1 protein-coding gene is annotated in these 244 nt (G+C 68.9%); it reads left to right on the top strand.

Translation table 11 applies throughout. The features are described from left to right. The coding region (locus AC0KVN_RS27745; RefSeq protein WP_483656879.1) for an MBL fold metallo-hydrolase at positions 1 to 244 on the top strand (244 nt) is incomplete at both ends.

The following is a 244-nucleotide window of genomic DNA, read 5'->3' as shown; positions in this document are numbered from 1 at the left end:
ATGCTGCTCAGCCATGCCGACGCCGATCACGCCGGTGGTGCGGCGGCGGTGGCTCGGGGGCTGCCCGTCAAACGCGTGGTGGGCGGCGAAACCGAGGGCTTGCCATCCTTTCTCGCCACCCAGCCCTGTACCAGCGGCGAGCGCTGGGAGTGGGACGGCGTGTCGTTTGAGCTGTGGCAGTGGGCGGGTGGGCTTGAGGGCAATCCGAGGTCGTGCGTGCTGCAAGTCGAGGCCAATGGCGAAC

The organism is Sphingobium sp. SG1 (genome assembly GCF_057063145.1).
The sequence above is the reverse complement of the archived record's forward strand: the minus strand, read 5'-3'. Positions and strand labels throughout refer to the sequence as shown.